Annotated in this window: 15 protein-coding genes; 11 read left to right on the top strand and 4 right to left on the bottom strand. The window is 71.4% G+C overall.

Features of this window, described 5'->3' with window-relative positions:
* Positions 1–77: 77 nt before the first annotated feature.
* The 3 genes from IE168_RS07890 to IE168_RS07900 all read right to left on the bottom strand — a co-directional run bounded on the left by IE168_RS07890 (position 78) and on the right by IE168_RS07900 (position 3,071).
* Positions 78–1,775 carry an amidohydrolase gene (locus IE168_RS07890; protein ID WP_189496954.1) on the bottom strand — a complete coding sequence of 566 codons (1,698 nt, stop codon included), beginning with the start codon at positions 1,773–1,775 and terminating at the stop codon, positions 78–80.
* Positions 1,776–1,863: 88 nt separating this feature from the next.
* Positions 1,864–2,493 carry a glycine zipper 2TM domain-containing protein gene (locus tag IE168_RS07895; RefSeq protein WP_189496957.1) on the bottom strand — a complete coding sequence of 210 codons (630 nt, stop codon included), beginning with the start codon at positions 2,491–2,493 and terminating at the stop codon, positions 1,864–1,866.
* A 143-nt stretch (positions 2,494–2,636) separates the two neighbouring features.
* Positions 2,637–3,071 carry an OsmC family protein gene (locus IE168_RS07900; RefSeq protein ID WP_189496959.1) on the bottom strand — a complete coding sequence of 145 codons (435 nt, stop codon included), beginning with the start codon at positions 3,069–3,071 and terminating at the stop codon, positions 2,637–2,639.
* Between the two features lie 219 nt (positions 3,072–3,290).
* Here IE168_RS07900 and fusA point away from each other — a divergent pair, with 219 nt between their 5' ends.
* The 6 genes from fusA to IE168_RS07930 all read left to right on the top strand — a co-directional run bounded on the left by fusA (position 3,291) and on the right by IE168_RS07930 (position 8,651).
* A complete protein-coding gene (fusA, locus tag IE168_RS07905; RefSeq protein ID WP_189496961.1) occupies positions 3,291–5,354 on the top strand; it encodes an elongation factor G in 2,064 nt (687 codons plus the stop codon).
* A 142-nt stretch (positions 5,355–5,496) separates the two neighbouring features.
* Positions 5,497–5,892: an HU family DNA-binding protein gene (locus IE168_RS07910; protein WP_189496963.1), complete on the top strand. Its 396-nt coding sequence runs from the start codon at positions 5,497–5,499 to the stop codon at positions 5,890–5,892.
* 148 nt (positions 5,893–6,040) lie between these two features.
* Positions 6,041–6,694, top strand: a complete 654-nt coding sequence (locus IE168_RS07915; RefSeq protein WP_189496965.1) for a tellurite resistance TerB family protein — start codon at positions 6,041–6,043, stop codon at positions 6,692–6,694.
* A 2-nt stretch (positions 6,695–6,696) separates the two neighbouring features.
* The gene (locus IE168_RS07920; protein ID WP_189496967.1) at positions 6,697–7,290 is read left to right on the top strand and encodes a M23 family metallopeptidase; all 594 of its coding nucleotides are present in this window, start codon (positions 6,697–6,699) and stop codon (positions 7,288–7,290) included.
* A gap of 64 nt (positions 7,291–7,354) precedes the next feature.
* The gene (locus tag IE168_RS07925; RefSeq protein ID WP_189496969.1) at positions 7,355–7,786 is read left to right on the top strand and encodes a hypothetical protein; all 432 of its coding nucleotides are present in this window, start codon (positions 7,355–7,357) and stop codon (positions 7,784–7,786) included.
* A gap of 70 nt (positions 7,787–7,856) precedes the next feature.
* A complete protein-coding gene (locus IE168_RS07930) occupies positions 7,857–8,651 on the top strand; it encodes a hypothetical protein (protein ID WP_189496971.1) in 795 nt (264 codons plus the stop codon).
* A gap of 171 nt (positions 8,652–8,822) precedes the next feature.
* Here the strand turns inward: IE168_RS07930 and IE168_RS07935 are convergent, their stop codons facing one another.
* Positions 8,823–9,317, bottom strand: a complete 495-nt coding sequence (locus IE168_RS07935) for an SET domain-containing protein (protein ID WP_189496973.1) — start codon at positions 9,315–9,317, stop codon at positions 8,823–8,825.
* Positions 9,318–9,494: 177 nt separating this feature from the next.
* Between IE168_RS07935 and IE168_RS07940 the strand changes: the two genes are divergently transcribed.
* From IE168_RS07940 to IE168_RS07960, 5 genes are all read left to right on the top strand, one after another.
* The gene (locus tag IE168_RS07940) at positions 9,495–9,959 is read left to right on the top strand and encodes an SUF system Fe-S cluster assembly regulator (protein ID WP_189496975.1); all 465 of its coding nucleotides are present in this window, start codon (positions 9,495–9,497) and stop codon (positions 9,957–9,959) included.
* Positions 9,960–9,976: 17 nt separating this feature from the next.
* Positions 9,977–11,449 (top strand): Fe-S cluster assembly protein SufB, encoded by a 1,473-nt coding sequence (gene sufB / locus IE168_RS07945; RefSeq protein WP_189496977.1) that lies wholly within the window; start codon positions 9,977–9,979, stop codon positions 11,447–11,449.
* Positions 11,450–11,562: 113 nt separating this feature from the next.
* Positions 11,563–12,330 carry a Fe-S cluster assembly ATPase SufC gene (gene sufC / locus IE168_RS07950; protein ID WP_189496979.1) on the top strand — a complete coding sequence of 256 codons (768 nt, stop codon included), beginning with the start codon at positions 11,563–11,565 and terminating at the stop codon, positions 12,328–12,330.
* Positions 12,330–13,601, top strand: a complete 1,272-nt coding sequence (gene sufD / locus IE168_RS07955; RefSeq protein ID WP_189496981.1) for a Fe-S cluster assembly protein SufD — start codon at positions 12,330–12,332, stop codon at positions 13,599–13,601. The genes sufC and sufD overlap by 1 nt, the downstream gene beginning before the upstream one ends.
* Positions 13,602–13,678: 77 nt before the next feature.
* Positions 13,679–14,893, top strand: coding sequence for a cysteine desulfurase (locus tag IE168_RS07960; RefSeq protein WP_229823301.1), 1,215 nt, complete (start codon positions 13,679–13,681; stop codon positions 14,891–14,893).
* The last annotated feature ends 22 nt before the right edge of the window (positions 14,894–14,915 follow it).

Genomic DNA, 14,915 nt, shown 5'->3' on the forward strand with positions numbered 1-14,915 from the left:
CTTGGGCAGATCAACGCCATGCTCAGGGATGGCGGGCAGTGGCAGCCAACCCCCGCCTGATCAAAAGACAGTTGCTCCTACAGCCGGGTCTCCGGGGCCTGGTCCGCCTGGTAGACAGGCTTGCCGTCGACCCAGGTCGAGCGCACGACGATGTCGTCGAGCTCGCTCCCGGGCACCGCCAGCGGATCGCGGTCGAGCACCACGAAATCCGCGCGCAGCCCCGGCGCCAGCCGGCCGACCCGGCCCTCGTCGAACGCCGACCACGCCGCACCCGAGGTGAAGCCGTGCAGCGCCTCGGCCGCCGTCAGCACCTGTCCCGGCAGCCAGCCGCCCGGCGGCTGGCCATGCACGTCCTGGCGCGTTACCGCCGCCAGCAGGCCCAGTCGCGGGTCGGCGAACTCCACCGGGAAGTCCGACCCCAGCGCCAGCGGCACGCCGGCCTCGACGAAGCTGCGCCAGGCGTAGGCACCGGCCAGCCTCGCCTCGCCGAGGCGGTCGCCGGCCCAGCCCATGTCCGAGGTCGCGTGCGTGGGCTGCATCGAGGCCACCAGCTTCAGGCCGGCAAAGCGCGCGATGTCGCCCGGCGCGAGCACCTGCGCATGCTCGATGCGCCAGCGGTGGTCGCTCCCGGCCTGGTCGCCCAGCACGCGCGCGTAGGTGTCGAGCACGATGCGGTTGCCGCGGTCGCCGATGGCATGCGTCGCCACCTGCAGTCCGCAGTCGCGCGCGCGGCGCACGGCGGCTTCGAAGCCGGCCTCGTCCTGCACCAGCAGGCCGCGATTGCCGGGATCGTCGCTGTAGTCCTCGATCAGCGCGGCGCCGCGGCTGCCCAGCGCGCCGTCGATCATCAGCTTCACCCCGCGCATGTCCAGGCGCCCGGATGGATGCCGGTACGCACCGTCGCGGCACATCGCCTCGATCGCGTCCGCGCCGCGGCTGGCATAGGCCTGCACGCGCACGCTGAGCGCGCCACGGTCGGCGAAGCGCTGCATCAGCGCGAAGCCGTCGTCACCGGTGCCCATGTCGTGCACGCCGGTCAGGCCGAGGCTGGCCACGTGCTCCAGCGCGCGCGCGAAGGCCTGTTCCTGCCAGGCCGCGCCAGGCTCCGGCGCGGCCGCGTAGACCAGGTTCGCGGCCATGTCGACGAACACGCCCGTGGGCTTGCCGTCCTCGCGCACCACCAGGCCACCGTCGGGCTGCCAGTCGCCGGCGAGGTCGCGGTCGATCGCGCGCATCGCGGCGCTGTTGGCCCAGGTGGCGTGCCCGTCGATGCGCTCCAGCACCACGGGCCGGTCGGGGAAGGCGGCGTCGAGCACGGCCGCGGTCGGGAACGCGGTGTCGGGCCACAGGTTCTGGTCCCAGCCGCGGCCCATCAGCCAGGCGTCTGCCGGCAGGTCGCGCGCGAAGGCCTGCAGCCGCTCGACGACCTCCGCCGTGCTGCGCGCCCCGACCAGGTCGGCCTGCATCAGCGCATGCCCCAGCCCGACCAGGTGCGCGTGCGCGTCGATCAGGCCCGGCACCACCGTGGCGTCACCGGCATCGATGCGCTCGGCGTCCGGATGGCGTGCAACCAGCTCGGCCGCGTCGCCCAGCGCCAGGATGCGGCCGTCCGCGTCCCAGACCACGGCCGTGGCCACGGGCATGTCCGCGTCGGAGGTGTGGATGCGGGTCGCGGTGAGCAGGCGTTCGCCGCTGGCGGCGGCCGCGGTGGCGGACAGCGCCAGCAGGATGCCCGCTGACACGGGCGCGAAGGATGCGGAAACGATGCGGCGCATGCGGCGGACTCTCCCTGGACGATCCGCCGACTATGTCCACGAACGCGGCGCGGGGCAATGTTCCGCGCCGCGCCGGACGCGCCGCGGCTTATTCCGGGCGCACGTCCACGCGCACGCGGATGGTGTCGCCGGGGTGGTAATCGGTGCGCGTGGTGTACTGGCGGCCGCCGTATTCGTAGGTCACGTCGTAGGCGCTGACGCCGCCATAGCGGTCGGACGCCGGGTAGCTGGCCGGCACCGGATCGCAGACCGTCACCTGGCCGCGGCGCTCCTGGCGGTCGCGACGCGTGGCCTCGTAGATCTCGCGCCCGGCCATGCCGCCGACCATGGTGCCGATGGCGGAGGTGGCGTAGCGCCCCGAGCCCCCGCCCACCTTGCTTCCGAGCACGGCGCCGACCACGCCGCCGACGACGGTGGCGACCATGCGCCCGTTCCCGGCGTCGCGGTCATTGCCATACCGGTCACGGCCGTACGGGTCGTAGCCGTCGTAGCCGCCGCCGTCCACGTAGCTGTCCTCGCGCGTGTAGCAGCGCTGGCCGTATCCGTCGAACACCGGGTCCACGCGCACCACGCGCGCGACGTCGTAGCCGGCGTCGCGCTGCTGGCCGTAGCGGTCGTACTGCGGATATCCGGCATCGTAGCCGAGCGGCTGCGCGGAGGCGGCGCCGGTGGCGGCGACCAGGGTGATGGCGAGTACGGAGGCGACGACGGCACGCATGGCAGGCTCCCGCGCCGGGAGCGGCGCACCGGCCCACGCTAGGATGCACGGCTTGACGCGCCGCTGAACCAGGCCGCCCTGCAGGGCGGCCCTTGCCCGCGGTTCATCTACGAGGCGAAGGCGCCCGGCGGCGCCCCGCGGCCTCAGGACAGCAGCTCGGCCTCCAGCGTGATCGGCACCGCCGACAGCGCCTTCGACACCGGGCAGTTGGTCTTGGCGTCGTCGGCGACGGCGCGGAATTTCGCCTCGTCGATCCCCGGCACCTTCGCCTTCGTGAAGAGCCGGATCGCGCTCATCGTCGGCCCGCCTTCCATCGACAGGTCGACCTCTGCGCGCGAGTCCAGCGACTCCGCCGGGTGCCCGGCCTCGGCCAGGGCATTGGCCAGCGCCATGGTGAAGCAGCCGGCGTGCGCGGCGGCGATCAGCTCCTCGGGGTTGGTGCCCTTCTCGTCGCCGAAACGGCTGTTGAAACCGTAGCGGGTGTCCTGCATCAGCCCGCTGGCCGGGGTGCTGATGGTGCCGCGGCCGGACTTGAGGTCGCCTTCCCAGTGCGCGGTGGCCTTGCGCGAGATGCCCATGTGCGTGTTCTCCGTGGATGCGTTCGGGCCTGCCATCCTGGCGGCGCGTCCGTTACGCGGGTGTCTGCCGGCGTGGATGCTGCGACGCAACGCGACGCCCGCGCGGCGCCCGCGCTACTGTGCCTGTCCGCCATGACAACCCGCCGCTCGCAGGCCCGGTCGCAGCATGCGACGGACAGCCATGACGTCCTTTCCATCCCTCCAGGGAGAAACGGACCCATGTCCCACGCCACCGAACAGATCCGCAACGTGGCCCTCGCAGGCCACCCCGGCGCCGGCAAGACCACGCTCTTCGAAGCCCTGCTGCATGCCGGCGGCACGATCCAGGCGGCAGGCAGCATCGAGCGCGGCAGCACCACGTCGGACTTCGACCCGCAGGAGCGCAACCGCGGCCACTCCATCGACGCCGCCATCGCCGGCATCGACCACCGCGCGGCCGACGGCACGCGGGTCCACGTCAACCTGCTCGACACCCCCGGCTATCCGGATTTCCGCGGCGCGGCGCTGTCGGCGCTGTCGGCGGTGGACACGGTCGCCGTGGTCGTCGACGCCACCACTGGAATCGGCCACGGCACGCGCCGGATCATGGACCACGCGGCGCGGCGCGGGCTGTGCCGCGCGATCGTGGTCAACCGCATCGACGCCGACGGCGCAGACTGCGCAAGCCTGCTCCACGAGCTGCGCGAGGAATTCGGCGCCTTCGTGCTGCCGGTCAACCTGCCCGCCGACGGCGGCACGCGGGTGGTGGACTGCTTCGCCGGAGACGGCGGCGACAGCGACCTCGGCCCGGTGGCGGACTGGCACCGCCGCATCCTCGACCAGGTGGTCGAGGTCGACGAAGCGGTGATGGAGCACTATCTCGACGCGGGCGAGGGCTCGCTGGGCCGGCAGGAGCTGCATGACGCCTTCGAGCAGTGCCTGCGCGAGGGCCACCTGGTGCCGGTGTGCTTCGCGTCCGCGCGCAGCGGCACCGGCGTGCGCGAGCTGCTCGACGCCATCGCCGGGCTGTTCCCGCACCCGGGCGAAGCCAATCCGCCGCCGTTCCGGCGCGGCGAAGGCGACGCCGCGGAACCGGTGCTGTCGCGCCCCGACCCGTCCGCGCACGTCATCGCCGACGTCTTCAAGGTCGTCAACGATCCCTTCGTCGGCAAGCTGGGCATCTTCCGCGTGCACCAGGGCACGGTGCGGCGCGACCAGCAGCTGTTCGTCGACGACGGCCGCAAGCCATTCAAGGTGGCGCACCTGTACCGCATCCAGGGCCGCGACCACGTCGAGATCGACCAGGCCGTGCCGGGCGACATCGCGGCGGTGGCCAAGGTCGAGGACCTGCACTTCGACGCGGTGCTGCACGACAGCCACGACGAGGACCACATCCACCTGGCGCCGATGGAATACCCGCGGCCGATGTTCGGCCTCGCGGTCGAGGCCGGCAGCCGCGGCCAGGAGCAGAAGCTCGCGACCGCGCTGCACAAGCTGTCGGAAGAGAATCCGTGCTTCCGCGTCGAGCAGGACCCCGACACCCACGAGACCGTCGTGCGCGGCCTCTCCGAACTGCACTTGCGCATCCAGCTCGAACGCCTGCGCGAGCGCCACGGCGTCGAGGTCGAGTCGCGGCCGCCGCGCATCGCCTACCGCGAAACCGTCGGCGCCGCGGCCGAAGGCCACCACCGGCACAAGAAGCAGACCGGCGGCGCGGGCCAGTTCGGCGAGGTCATGCTGCGCGTCGAGCCGCTGCCGCGCGGCGCCGGCTTCGAGTTCGTCGATGCGGTCAAGGGCGGCACCATCCCCGGGCAGTTCATCCCCGCCGTGGAGAAGGGCGTGCGCCAGGCGCTGGCCACCGGCGCGGTGGCCGGGCATCCGATCCAGGACGTGCGCGTCATCGTGCACGACGGCAAGCACCACCCGGTCGACAGCAAGGAGGTCGCGTTCGCGACCGCGGGCCGCAAGGCCTTCCTGGACGCGGTGGCCAAGGCCTCGCCGAAGGTGCTCGAGCCCATCGTCGACCTGGTGGTGACCGCGCCGGAGGTGCACATGGGCGACATCAGCGGCGGGCTGGCCGGGCGCCGCGCGCGCATCCTGGGCACCGGCGCCGCGCGTGGCGGCGACATCGTGGTCAAGGCCCAGGTGCCGCTGTCGGAGCTCGACGGCTACCCCGCCGAGCTGCAGTCGGTGACCGCGGGCCGCGGGCGTTATTCGCTGGATTTCAGCCATTACGAGCCCGTGCCGGCAGCGCTGCAGCAGAAGCTCGCGGATGCCTGGCATCCCGGCCAGGAGGACGATTGAGCGCCGCATGCGCCACCACCGCCGGGGAAACTCGAGGTTTTCTGCGCTTTCCCACTTGGCGCGGCCCCGGGCATGCCCTACATTGCGATTGCCGACGGGGTCGGCCGACATCCCATCTACCGATAAACGGAATCACACTCACATGGCGAAGAAAGCAACCAAGGCGGTGAAGAAGGCCGCCCCGAAGAAGGCCGCCGCCGCTGCCAAGCCGGCCGCCGCTCCGAAGGCGATCAAGGAAGCCCTGACCAAGTCGGGCCTGGTGTCCCACATCGCCGAGTCCACCGGCGTCGCCGCCAAGGACGTCCGCGCGGTGCTGGCCTCGCTGGAAGGCGCGGTGCACGGCTCGATCAGCAAGAAGGGCGTCGGCAGCTTCACCCTGCCCGGCCTGCTGAAGATCACCTCGGTCAAGGTGCCGGCCAAGCCGAAGCGCAAGGGCATCAACCCCTTCACCAAGGAAGAGCAGTGGTTCGCCGCCAAGCCGGCCTCGGTCAAGGTGAAGGTGCGTCCGCTGAAGAAGCTCAAGGACGCCGCCGCCTGACCGCGACGCGTCACCGCTTCATCCTGCTCGGGACGGCATTGCCGTCCCGAGTCGTTTCCGGGCCACGCAACGCGCGCGAAACACCGCCTCGTGCATGCTGGGCATCCCGGCACCGCGCCAGCCCCTCCACGCACGACACGGAACACGCATGAACCTGCAAGGCTTCCTCGACCACCTCCTCAAGTCGCAGTCACAGTCCCTGTCCGCCGCGCCCGGCAGCGGAACCTCGCCCGGCGGCGGCCTGCTCAACGCCGACTTCGGCAAGGGCGCGATCACCGGCGGCGCGCTCGGCCTGCTGCTGGGCAAGAACAAGACCACGCGCAAGCTCGCCACCTACGGCGGCCTGGCCGCGATCGGCGTGATGGCCTACAAGGCCTACGGCGACTACAAGGCGCAGCAGGGCGGCCAGGCCGTGCAGCCGCAGACCGTGGACCGCCTGCCGCCGCCTCAGGCGGCGCTGCACAGCGAGGCGATCCTGCGCGCGCTGGTTGGTGCGGCAAAGGCCGACGGCCACATCGACGACCGCGAACGCAGCGTCATCGAGGGCGAGTTCGCCCGCCTCAATCCGGACCGCGAAGTGCAGCAGTGGCTGCACGCCGAGCTCGCCAAGCCGCTGGATCCCGCCGAGGTCGCACGCGCGGCGACCACGCCGGAGATCGCGTCGGAGATGTACCTCGCCAGCCTGCTGGCGGCCGACGAGCAAAGCTTCATGGAGCGCGCCTACCTCGACGAGCTCGCGCGCCAGCTCAGGCTCGACGACGACCTGCGCCAGCGCCTCGAACGCGAACTCCAGCGCGGCTGAGCATGCGCGGGCTGCTGCGCCTGCTCGCCTGGCTGCTGGTGCTGGCAGCACTCGCGGTCGTCGCCGACTGGGCGTGGCGGCAGCCGTTCATGGACCGGCCGCGCACGCTGTGGGAACTGTCGCGGATGCCGCCACCGGACGCCGTCGCGATGCCGGTGGCCGGCGTTCGCGCGCGACAGGTGGCCGACACCTTCGGTGCGGCGCGCGGCCGCGACCGCACGCACCAAGGCGTGGACATCTTCGCCACCCGTGGTACCGACGTGGTGAGCGCGACCCGCGGGGTGGTGTCCTCGGTGCGCGAGGGCGGCCTGGGCGGGCGCCAGGTGTGGGTCCTCGGGCCCGCCGGCCAACGCCACTACTACGCCCACCTCGACGACTGGGCGCCGGGACTGGCGGCAGGCGACGTGGTGGAGGAAGGCCACGTGCTGGGCAGCGTCGGCGACACCGGCAACGCACGCGGCACGCCCCCGCACCTGCACTACGGCATCTACGGCGACGACGGCGCCATCGATCCGCTGCCGCTGCTGCGGGCCGCGGCACGCGACGGCGAAGCCGCGCCTGACGCACCGGACGCGCCGGACGCGCCGGCCAGATGATCGACGCCGTCATCCCTTGACGCTAGGCTGCGACAGGTCGCGAAGGCACCCACGGGGACGATGGATGGACAAGCGCTTCTGGATCTGCGGGATCGTCGTGGGCGCGGCCGCGCTGATCCTCGGCATGCTGGTCCACGGCGTGCTGCTGCGCGCCGACTACCAGGCCATGGCCGCCCTCTACCGCACGCAGGCGCAGGCGAACGCGCACGCGGCGTGGATCCTGCCGGCCTACCTGCTGCTCGGCCTCGCGATGACCTGGCTGTACCGTCGTATGCCGGCCAGCGACGGCGTCGAGCTTGCGCGCGGCGCGCGCTTCGGACTCGCGATCGCGCTGGTCTCGTTCGTGCCCTGGCACATGCTGGCCTTCGTCGCGCAGCCGCTGCCACTGTCGCTGATGCTGCGCCAGGTGGTGCTGGACCTGGTGGCCATGGTGCTGCTCGGCATGCTGCTGGCGTGGCTGCAGCCGCACCGCCGCGTGCTCGCGCCGCCGCCCTGATCCGGCACTGACGATGCGTTCATCGTGCGCGCGTATGGTTCGGCGCTGCCCCCCACCCGCGATCGACGCCATGCCTCCTGCCAGCCGCCTCGTTCCCGTCCTGCTGTGCCTCGCGCTCGTCGCCTGCGGCGGCGACGACCAGGTCGCGCCCGCCGCCGCCACCGATGGCAACCCGGCCGAGGCCCTGCCCGCTCCGGGGCAGGCCACGGGATCCGTCACCGGCATGCCGGATGGCCCGGGGCCCGGCGACGTGCCGCTCGGCGGTGCGACGCCGGTGCCGACCACCGTCGACGGCGTCGCGATGGTGGTGCCGATTCCCGGCGTCGCTTCTACGGACGGACTGCCGCCGCTGGAGGACGAACCGGAAGCCGGGCTGGCCAGCGGCGGGCCGCCGGTGATCCTGGTGGGCGAAGCGCTGCTCCCCGCCGCCGACGCGGGCCTCGACCCCTCCGTGCCGATGGCAGCGGGACCATCGGCCACCGCGCCAGCCGAACCCTCCGCGGCCGACGCCGTCGCGGTGGTCCGCGCGTACTACGCCGCGATCTCCGCCGGCCGCCACGCCCAGGCCTACGCGCTGTGGTCGGACGGCGGCCGCAGCAGTGGCCAGACGCCGGAGCAATTCGCGGCAGGCTTCGCCGACACGCGCGCGGTCACGGTGCAGCCGGGGGAAGCGGGCCGCATCGAGGGCGCCGCCGGTTCGCGCTATATCGAAATCCCGGTGTCGGTCACGGCCACCCGCGCCGACGGCAGCGAACAGCGCTACGTCGGTGCCTACGTCCTGCGGCGCGCGGTGGCCGATGGCGCCAGCCCCGGACAGCGCGCGTGGCGCATCGCCTCGGCCGAGCTGCGCGAATACCAGCCCTGAGCGGGCCTGCAGCTCGAAGCGGTAGCTCAGCTTGACCAGCAGCTGCTCGTCGCCGCGCAGGTCGAAGCTGTCGCGCAGTCCGTCGAGCGACGCGAGCGCCCGAAGTCCTCGCGGTAGCCGCCACGTGCATGCCGGCGGCCAGGGCAAAGCGGATCGCGTTGTACGCCCGCCTCAGCGCTTGGGCTGGAGCATCGTCCCGGTGCAGTCCGGCGCGCCGCAGCGGCAGCCCCAGAGCTTCTTCAGCTTCGGCGTGTAGCGCTCCTCGAGCACGATGCCGTAGTTGTAGGTCAGCTCCTCGCCGGGCTCGATCCGGCGCAGGGCCTCGATGAAGACCTTGTCCTTGTGCCGGCGGTCGCGGTCGTCCTCCTCCACCACCGCCTCGCAGTTGGGCGCGCAGCTGTGGTTGATCCAGCGCGCGACGTTGCCGTCGATGTTGCCGTCGATGACGTAGTCGTCGTTGAGCGTGAACAGGAAGGTATGGCCGTTCTCGTCGATGTCGCCGTATGCCTCGTCGACCTCGTCGTGGCTGCGCAGCAGGCCCTTGTAGCGGATGATGCGCTCGCCGGCCTCGATCACGTCGGTGGCGAAGACGCCGTTGCCGTGGATCTCCGAGCGGCGGGCCTCGATCTTCTTTTTCTTCTTGTCCGACTTGTCCTTGCTGGCCATCGGCAACATCGTCTCGCGGGGAAAGGGGGCATTGTGGCCGCGACACCGCGCCTGCGCCACCGCGCCCGGACCGCGTGCCGGCGGGCGCGACCGGAACACGGCGTTCAGGGCCGGGCTTGGACCGGCGCGGCGCAAAAGCGTACAATTTCGGTCCTGATTGATGGACCCCGCCCCGGCATGCTCCGCGTCACCCGCCTCACCGACTACGCCACCGTCGTGCTCACCGTGCTTGCGGTCGAGCCCGATCGCGTGCTCAGCGCGGCCGAGCTGGCCGAGCGCGCGGGGCTGGAGCCGCCGACGGTGAGCAAGGTGCTCCGTCCGCTGGCGCAGGCCGGCCTGCTGGAGGCCTTCCGCGGCGCGCACGGCGGCTACCGCCTGTCGCGCGCGCCGGAGGAGATCAGCCTGATCGCCATCGTCGAGGCCATGGAAGGTCCGCTGGCGATGACCGAATGCAGCCTCGACGACACCAGCTGCGGCATCGCCAGCCAGTGCGGCGCCCGCGCCAACTGGCGGCGCATCAACGACATCGTCGCCGACGCCCTGCGCGGCGTCAGCCTGGCGCAGATGCTGGACGCGCCGCCCCACCCCGATCCCGAGGCCGGCGGAACGCGCCGCATCCCCGCCCGCCTCGCCACCGTTTGAATACCAGGCAGCCCGCAATGGCCACCCAGATCGACACCCCCATCGAAGAACCGGTCGCGAACCGGGAGATCCACGAACAGCTCGGCCGCAAGTACGAGGCCGGCTTCGTCACCGACATCGAGTCCGACTCGCTGCCGCCCGGCCTGGACGAGGACGTGATCCGCGCGCTCTCGGCCAAGAAGGAGGAGCCGGAGTGGATGACCGAATGGCGCCTCGAAGCCTACCGCCACTGGCTGACCATGCCGGTGCCGCACTGGGCGAAGCTTTCGATCGCGCCGATCGACTTCCAGGCGCTCAGCTACTACTCCGCGCCCAAGGGTCCGAAGTACAAGTCGCTCGACGAGGTCCCGCAGGAGCTGCTCGACACCTACGACAAGCTCGGCGTGCCGCTGCACGAGCGCGCGAAGCTCGCCGGCGTGGCCGTGGACGCGGTGTTCGACTCGGTCTCGGTCGGCACCACGTTCCAGAAGGAGCTGCAGGAGAAGGGCGTGATCTTCTGCTCCATGTCCGAGGCCATCAAGAGCCATCCGGAGCTGGTGAAGAAGTACCTGGGCACCGTGGTGCCGGTGGGCGACAACTACTTCGCGGCGCTGAACTCGGCGGTGTTCTCGGACGGCTCGTTCGTGTTCATCCCGAAGGGCGTGCGCTGCCCGATGGAGCTTTCCACCTACTTCCGCATCAACGCCGGCCACACCGGCCAGTTCGAGCGCACCCTGATCATCTGCGAGGACAGGGGCCACGTCTCCTACCTCGAAGGCTGCACCGCGCCGATGCGCGACGAGAACCAGCTGCACGCCGCGGTGGTCGAGCTGGTGGCGCTGGAAGACGCGGAAATCAAGTACTCCACCGTGCAGAACTGGTATCCCGGCGACGAGAACGGCGTCGGCGGCATCTACAATTTCGTGACCAAGCGCGCCGAGTGCCGCGGCGACCGCAGCAAGGTGATCTGGACCCAGGTCGAGACCGGCTCGGCGATCACCTGGAAGTACCCGAGCTGCGTGCTGCTGGGCGACGAGTCGTCGGGCGAGTTCCACTCGGTGGCGCTGACCCACCACCGCCAGCAGGCCGACACCGGCACCAAGATGATCCACCTGGGCAAGCGCACCAAGTCGAAGATCATCAGCAAGGGCATCAGCGCCGGGCGTGGCCAGAACACCTACCGCGGCCTGGTCAAGGTCGGCTCGAAGGCCGAGGGCGCGCGCAACTACACCCAGTGCGATTCCCTGCTGATCGGCAAGGAGTGCGGCGCGCACACCTTCCCCTACATCGAGGTGAAGCACCCGACCGCCACCGTCGAGCACGAGGCCACGACCTCGAAGATCAGCGACGACCAGATGTTCTATTGCCGCAGCCGCGGGCTGGGCGAGGAGGACGCGGTCAGCCTGATCGTGGACGGCTTCTGCAAGCAGGTGTTCCGCGAACTGCCGATGGAGTTCGCGGTGGAGGCGAAGAAGCTGCTGGAAGTGAGCCTCGAGGGCTCGGTGGGCTGAGACCGGGCGGTCGCGGGTGCGGCTGCCGCGAGGGCGGGTCGCAGCTGTAGCTGCTCCTACAGGAATCGGGAGGTCGGTCGGTTGGCCGGTCGTCCCAGACACGAGAGAACGAAATGCTGAAGATCGACAACCTGCACGCCACCGTCGGCGGCGGCCGCGAAATCCTCAAGGGCCTCTCGCTGGAGGTGAAGCCCGGCGAGGTGCACGCCATCATGGGCCCCAACGGCGCCGGCAAGTCCACGCTGGGCAACATCATTTCCGGGCGTGACGGCTACGAGGTCACCGACGGCAGCGTCGCCTTCGAGGGCGCCGACCTGCTGGCGCTGGAGCCCGAGGAGCGCGCCGCCGCCGGCGTCTTCCTCGCCTTCCAGTACCCGGTCGAGATCCCTGGCGTGAACAACACCTACTTCCTGCGCAGCGCGCTCAACGCGCAGCGCAAGGCGCGCGGCCAGGACGAGCTGGACTCGATGCAGTTCCTGAAGGTGGTGCGCGAGAAGCTCGGCGTGCTGCACCTGGACGACAAGCTGCTGCACCGCGGCGTCAACGAGGGCTTCAGCGGCGGCGAGAAGAAGCGCAACGAGATCTTCCAGATGGCGGTGCTGGAGCCGAAGCTGGCGATCCTGGACGAGACCGACTCCGGACTCGACATCGACGCCCTGCGCCAGGTCGCCGACGGCGTCAACGCGCTGCGCTCGCCCGAGCGCGCCTTCCTGGTGATCACCCACTATCAGCGCCTGCTCGAGTACATCAAGCCGGACTTCGTGCACGTGCTGGCCGACGGCCGCATCGTCGAGTCCGGCGGCCCGGAGCTGGCCCTGCAGCTGGAAGCCCAGGGCTACGAATGGCTGCGCGAGCGCAAGGTGCCGGAGGCGGTGGCGTAATGGCGACCCTGCTCGATTCGCTGGCCGCGGGCTTCAGCGGCGGGGGCGCGCGCCGCGCCGCGATGGAGGCCGCGCTGCGCGACGGCCTGCCGCATGCGCGCAGCGAGGCCTGGAAGTACACCTCGCTGCGCCAGCTCGAGCGCCGCGGCTTCTCGCCGGTACCTCTAGCCCACGCCGGCGTCGACCCGGCGCTGCTCGCCGGCATCCCGGCGCCGCGGCTGGTGTTCGTCAACGGTCGCCATGATGCGGCGCTGTCCGATCTGTCCGGCTTGCCCGAGGGCGCGCGCCTGCTGACCATGGCCCAGGCGCTTGCCGATCCCGACCCGCGCGAAAGCAACGTGCTCGCACGCAGCTATGAGCGCGCGGACGAAGTCTTCGCGCGCCTCAACGCCGCACTCGCCGACGACGGCGCGGTGCTGCGCATCGCCGAAGGCGTGGCGGTGGAGGCGCCGGTGCACCTGGTCTTCATCGGCCTGCCCGCAGAAGGCGACCTCGCCTGGCATTCGCGCCACCTGGTCGAACTGCGCCGCGGCGCCTCGGCCACGGTGATCGAGCACCACGTCGCCGGCGGCGAGCATGCCCACCTCGGCAACACCGTCGCCCACGTGCACCTGGCCGCGAACGCCACGCTGCGCCACGCCCGCGTGCAGGACGAGTCGGACCGCGCGACGCTGTTCACCCACACCGACGCCGTGCTCGCACGCGAGTCCAGCTACCGCCGCCTCGACCTCGAGCTGGGCGGCGCGCTGTCGCGCCACGAGCTCAACGTGCGCCTGGAAGGCGAGCGCGCCGAGCTGGTCGCCAACGGCGTGCTGCTGGCCTCGGGCCGGCGCCACCTCGACACCCGCCTGGGCATCGTCCACATCGCCCGCGACACCCGCTGCGAACTGGGCTGGCGCGGCATGGCCGCCGGCCGCGGCCGCGCGGTCTTTCACGGCGGCATCGAGATCCGCGAGGGCGCCGACGGCACCGACGCCAGGCTGTCGAACAAGAACCTGCTGCTGTCCGACACCGCCGAGATCGACACCCAGCCGGTGCTGGTGATCCACGCCGACGAAGTCACTGCCGCACACGGCGCCACCGTCGGCCAGCTCGACGACAACGCGATGTTCTACCTGCGTTCGCGCGGCCTGCCGGAAGACGAGGCGCGGGCGCTGCTGACCGCGGCCTTCGTGCGCGAGCCGCTGGTGTCGGTGGTCGGGACGCCGGCGATGCGGGAGATGCTGGAGGAATGGCTGGACCGGGCGATTGCCGGGCAGGTGCTGGCGTGAGCGAGGCCGGCAAGCTTCGCCCCCGTCCGCCCTCCGGGCACCTTCCGCCGCAGGGGGAAGAGGGAGCGGGCTCCGGGATCGATTGGGCCAGGGTGCGCGGGGACTTCCCGCTGCTGGCGCGCGAGGTCCACGGCAAGCCGCTGGTCTACCTCGATTCCGCCAACACCGGGCAGAAGCCCGCGGCGGTGATCGAGGCGGTCGACGGCTTCTACCGCCGCCACAACGCCAACGTCAGCCGCGCCGTGCACCAGCTCGGCAGCGAGGCCACCGAGGCCTACGAGGGCGCGCGGGCCAAGCTGGCGCGCTTCATCAACGTGCGCGCCGACGAGCTGGTGCTGACCAGCGGCACCACCTTCGCGATCAACCTGGTGGCCTATTCCTGGGCGCTGCCGCGGCTCAAGGCCGGCGACGTGATCCTGCTCACGCGCATGGAGCACCACGCCAACATCGTGCCCTGGCAACTGGTGGCGCAGCGCACCGGCGCGCGCATCGAGGTGGTCGACCTGTTGCCCGACGGCCGCCTCGACCTCGACATGCTGCGCGCGAAGATGACCGGCGAGGTGAAGCTGCTGGCCGTGACCCATGTCAGCAACGTGCTCGGCACCGTCAACCCGGTGGCCGACATCTGCCGCGAGGCGCGCAGGCGCGGGATCGTCACCGTGGTCGACGGCTCGCAGGCGCTGCCGCACCGCCCGGTGGACGTCGCCGCCATCGGCTGCGATTTCTATGCGCTCACCGGCCACAAGATGTGCGCGCCCACCGGCACCGGCGCGCTGTGGGCGCGGCGCGAGCACCTCGAGGCCATGCCGCCCTTCATCGGCGGCGGCGAGATGATCAAGGAGGTGCGGCTGGACGGCGGCACCGTGTTCAACGACCCGCCGCGCAAGTTCGAGGCCGGCACGCCCAACATCGCCGGCTTCGTCGGCATCGGCGCGGCGGTGGACTACCTGTGCGCGCTCGGCATGGAGAACATCGAGGCGCGCGAGCGCGAGCTGCTGGCGCATCTGGACGAGGAGTTCGGAAAGGTCGAAGGCTTGCGCGTCTTCGGCACCGCGCCCGGCAAGGCCGCCGTGGTGTCGTTCGCGATCGACGGCGTGCATTCGCACGACCTCGCCACCCTGCTCGACCTGGAGGGCGTGGCGGTACGCTCCGGCCAGCACTGCGCGCATCCGCTGCTGGAATGGCTGGGCGTCACCGCCACCTGCCGCGCGTCGCTGGCCTTCTACAACACCCACGCCGAGATCGAGGCCTTCATCGCCGCGCTGCGCAAGGTGCGTGGGCTTCTGGCGTAGGGCCGCCGGCCGGCGGCACAAT

Source organism: Luteimonas padinae (assembly GCF_014652935.1).
In the GTDB taxonomy this organism is placed as follows: Bacteria; Pseudomonadota; Gammaproteobacteria; order Xanthomonadales; family Xanthomonadaceae; genus Luteimonas; species Luteimonas padinae.